This window comes from Kluyvera sp. EC_51 (genome assembly GCF_019584505.1).
GTDB classification, from domain to species: Bacteria; Pseudomonadota; Gammaproteobacteria; order Enterobacterales; family Enterobacteriaceae; genus Kluyvera; species Kluyvera sichuanensis.
Genome location: NZ_VDAG01000063.1, coordinates 1 through 3,693, shown reverse-complemented (window position 1 = coordinate 3,693; position 3,693 = coordinate 1). Strand labels below are relative to the sequence as shown.

7 protein-coding genes are annotated in these 3,693 nt (G+C 35.3%); 6 read left to right on the top strand and 1 reads right to left on the bottom strand.

From position 1 onward, the window contains the following. The 6 genes from FHC49_RS12265 to FHC49_RS12240 all read left to right on the top strand — a co-directional run. Positions 1 to 97 (top strand): IS1 family transposase (locus FHC49_RS12265; protein WP_000851394.1); only part of this gene is annotated, 97 nt, incomplete at its 5' end. 34 nt (positions 98 to 131) lie between these two features. Further along, the gene (locus tag FHC49_RS12260; RefSeq protein WP_220439903.1) at positions 132 to 704 is read left to right on the top strand and encodes a type II secretion system F family protein; all 573 of its coding nucleotides are present in this window, start codon (positions 132 to 134) and stop codon (positions 702 to 704) included. Continuing rightward, on the top strand, positions 698 to 1,987 hold the full coding sequence (locus FHC49_RS12255) for a tetratricopeptide repeat protein (protein WP_185669544.1): 1,290 nt from the start codon (positions 698 to 700) through the stop codon (positions 1,985 to 1,987). Before FHC49_RS12260 ends, FHC49_RS12255 begins: the two co-directional genes overlap by 7 nt. Positions 1,988 to 2,107: 120 nt before the next feature. Then, complete coding sequence (locus FHC49_RS12250; RefSeq protein WP_220439902.1) at positions 2,108 to 2,482, top strand: hypothetical protein; 375 nt, start codon at positions 2,108 to 2,110, stop codon at positions 2,480 to 2,482. A gap of 34 nt (positions 2,483 to 2,516) precedes the next feature. After that, a complete protein-coding gene (locus tag FHC49_RS12245) occupies positions 2,517 to 3,155 on the top strand; it encodes a roadblock/LC7 domain-containing protein (protein WP_220439901.1) in 639 nt (212 codons plus the stop codon). Between the two features lie 19 nt (positions 3,156 to 3,174). Further along, complete coding sequence (locus FHC49_RS12240; protein ID WP_220439900.1) at positions 3,175 to 3,585, top strand: hypothetical protein; 411 nt, start codon at positions 3,175 to 3,177, stop codon at positions 3,583 to 3,585. A gap of 10 nt (positions 3,586 to 3,595) precedes the next feature. Here FHC49_RS12240 and FHC49_RS12235 read toward each other — a convergent pair. Further along, positions 3,596 to 3,693 (bottom strand): IS1 family transposase (locus FHC49_RS12235; RefSeq protein WP_000851394.1); only part of this gene is annotated, 98 nt, incomplete at its 5' end.

Here is a 3,693-nt window from a genome sequence, read left to right as displayed (position 1 = left end):
GGCACGGCTGGGACGGAAGTCGCTGTCGTTCTCAAAATCGGTGGAGCTGCATGACAAAGTCATCGGGCATTATCTGAACATAAAACACTATCAATAAGTTGGAGTCATTACCGGCGCTGCCTGTTACCTTGATGAAGTATGCAGGTTGGTGGGAATTAGATTCGCAGACGTTTATGATTGTGGTTCTTGGTATTCTTTCTTTTATTATCATTGTTCCGGCTCGTATTCAAAAATCAGTAACGCAGAGAAGATTTAACCGAATTTCCAATGATATCCCTTACCTCATTGACCTTTTAGCGGTTTGTATCCAATCAGGTATGACGGTTGAAGCTGCGTTATCTTATATTGCTTATAAAATCGAAAGTATCAATAAAGATTTGTCTGCTTTACTTGTTCGTACGGTGCTGAGATCTGAAGTTAGTGGTATTAACACCGCTCTGGAGCAACTTTCTAATGAAGTAAATAACGAAGAAGTACGGATGCTTTGTTCAACTTTATTACAAAGTACAAAATTTGGTTCGTCTATTTATAATGTATTAATTGAATTATCTAAAGACATTAGACAAATGCAGTTATTGAGTATGGAAGAAAAAGTGGCCGCGCTTTCCGCGAAAATGACATTCCCAATGATTGCTTTTATTCTTTTTCCCCTAATAGCACTGGTTGCTGGTCCGGGTCTGATTAAGATGAGCTCAACATGGTAAAAAAATTATTACCTATATTAATGCTTGCGGTTCTTAGTGGTTGTTCAGGTGGTTTATCAAATGCATCAGAAGATGATCAAAAGGAATATATATTAACACAGTTGAATGACTATCAGGGTTTGATAGAGATATACCGGAAAAAACTAAGTCTTAAGGATAATGCTGAGGATCGTTATCATCTCTCATTACTCTATAACAAAATTGGCGATTACAACTCATCAAATATATACCTCAAGCCATTGGCGGATGGTAATGGCGACAGCAAGTATTTTTTACTGCAAGCTAAGAACCTTATTGAACTAGGGCAGGAAAATGACGCGAGAGTCATTATTGACAAACTAATTTTAAAAGAGGGGGCAAATGGTGAATTGTGGAATTTACGCGGTATTATGTTAGCTCAACAGGGGTACTACACCGACGCATTGCACTCATTTGAGAAGGCCAGAGGCCTGTTTTATAATGAAGAAATTGTCATTAATAATATCGCGATGATGGAGATCTTACAGCAGGATTATGTAAAAGCTCGTGATCATCTGCTATCGCTGTATGTGAGGAAAAAATATCGCTCACAGACGGTATATAATCTTGTTTATTCACTTATTAAAATCGGGGACTATAACAGCGCAAGGAAAATTATTGCTAGTGAAAAAATGATCACGACCGATTCAGAAGAACTTATCAATTCACTAGCGAAATTATCACCGCGTGAGCAAGTCCAAATAAATATTCAAAATAGTCCTGGTTCTACTCTGGCACAAAAAGATAACTTTATAAATAAAGGAAAAGATATAAAACAGAAAACCTCATTGCCAGTTAATATCACCAAACCAACTTCAGATGCTCCAGTAATTAAGAAGGAAGCAACGCCATTATCAGATAAATGTGAGTTTGTTGACAATCCGAATGAAAAAGTATTGCCGTTCAAGGGGCGAATTGCTAACGCAAAATCTATATCAATGTTAACATCGGCACATATCACCAATGGTGACCGGTTGGCATTATATTCTTCATATCCTATTAATTTTATGCTGTTGCCGAAGTTATATGACAATCAGATTGAGTTAGAATTATTTGGTGCACAACCACTAAAATCACTATTCAACGCTCAGTTAGCCATAATTAATAAACATCCTAATGTTAAAAAAGTTGAGTTTATTAATAAAGGTGATGGGAACACTATTTTAAGAGTTGTTACAACGCGCTGTGTCAAATCGAAGTTGATAAAAAGATCGACTGCAACTGGAAGGATTAAAGAAAAAATACTAATAGATTTCACATATTAATGATTGTATTTATTTTTAGCGTTAGTTTTATTAATTTTGTGCAATAATAATTTGCATCAAAATGTATTCTTCTGGCTTAATTTAAATACATTGAGATAGAATTACATTTTGGAGTTGTTAATGGATATCAATTTCGAGGAATTGTTACTTGAGTTATTAAAAATAAATGGAATTGAAAAAGTAGCACTACTTAATATGATAAAAAAAGAGATTGAGTGTGGGTTTAATATCGATGATAACAGTGGGCCTTTAGTTCAGGCTATGAGCGATATTGTTAGAACTAACATAAAATACACACGGTTGTCATCGTTAAAGAGTTGTTTTGAGGATATATTAATTTCTTACGATAATGAAATTCATTTATTAACGCCTTTTTCTTGCATGAACAATTGTTTTCTTTACATCGGTATCGCTAAAAATTCAAATATAGCTTTGATTAGATTGAAGTTAAATGAGTGTTTATCTATTCATTTGAGTGTTCCTGTGCGGCTATAAAATATAGAGGGTTTTCTTTTAGCGGTAAGAATTAATGATTAATATCACTAGCTTATTTTGGAGAATTGTGATGGGTCTACATAAGTTACCTTTCGATATATATGCCACAAAATCAGATGAAGATGAACCGTTGATGAAGCCATCTTTAGAGACTCGGAATGAACCTTGTATAGCGACTAAAGGTGCTGAGGTTGAAGGTGCTGAGATTGAAGGTGCTGAGATTGAAGATGCTGGGATTGAAGATGCTGGGATTGAAGGTGTTGAAATACGTGAGGTGCCAGAAGCATTGATTGCTGCATTAAATATCGAGTTAAACGAGTTCTATAAACAAAATACTTTACTACAAAATATTATAGTATCAACAGAGGATGGATTTGAAGTGGCTTCACTGCTCACTGCAGGTAATGAACTTCACGTGAGAAAAGTATCTGCTTTAGCAAGTTCGTTGCTTGGAATCAGCTCAGCGATGCTAAAAGAAGTCGGTTCAGGGGAGCAGAACACGGTCTTTATGGAGAGTGACGACAGTATGATCCTCTTTAACCGGATTATCGTTGCTAAGCATATATTGTGCTTGATGGCGATAACGGAAAAAGATGAGCCTATTGGTCAGATATTCTGGCGTATGAAAAATTTATCTGAAAGCATTATTGAAATATGCAAAAAAATCATTTAATTAACATTGGAATATCAAAGTGGAAAAATCGTTCATTTTAGACTGTGCAGTTAAAATTTGCTCCGCCGATCATGTTAGCGGTTATATATCTATTAATCCAGTTATTGATAGTAGAGATAAATTAACGGAACAAAGATTTAATTTACTGTATGATTTAATTTATAAAGTTAGCATCGATGTAATAAATGCTTATCCTGATATTAAACGAAATGAAATTGCCTATGTTCTTGATAAAGCTATTCAACTCACCAGTTCCGATATTTCTTGTGGTGCTATTGCGGTTGAACCGGTTCTCTATGAACGTGACCAAAAGATTTTCGACACCATAAAATTTTACTTTATGATGGTTAATAAAATGCGAAGTTCTTTATCTATTGAAATAGAGAATAATGAAATATCATCTCCTGTACGAGTAGAGCAAAGTAGGTAATGACTCCAACTTATTGATAGTGTTTTATGTTCAGATAATGCCCGATGACTTTGTCATGCAGCTCCACCGATTTTGAGAACGACAGCGACTTCCGTCCCAGCCGTGCCA

What these genes read in the sequence shown, in the direction of transcription:
- FHC49_RS12260 (WP_220439903.1), top strand. Translation starts at nt 132, where the DNA reads ATGAAGTATGCAGGTTGGTGGGAATTAGATTCGCAGACGTTTATGATT.
- FHC49_RS12245 (WP_220439901.1), top strand. Translation starts at nt 2,517, where the DNA reads ATGATTAATATCACTAGCTTATTTTGGAGAATTGTGATGGGTCTACAT.
- FHC49_RS12255 (WP_185669544.1), top strand. Translation starts at nt 698, where the DNA reads ATGGTAAAAAAATTATTACCTATATTAATGCTTGCGGTTCTTAGTGGT.
- FHC49_RS12250 (WP_220439902.1), top strand. Translation starts at nt 2,108, where the DNA reads ATGGATATCAATTTCGAGGAATTGTTACTTGAGTTATTAAAAATAAAT.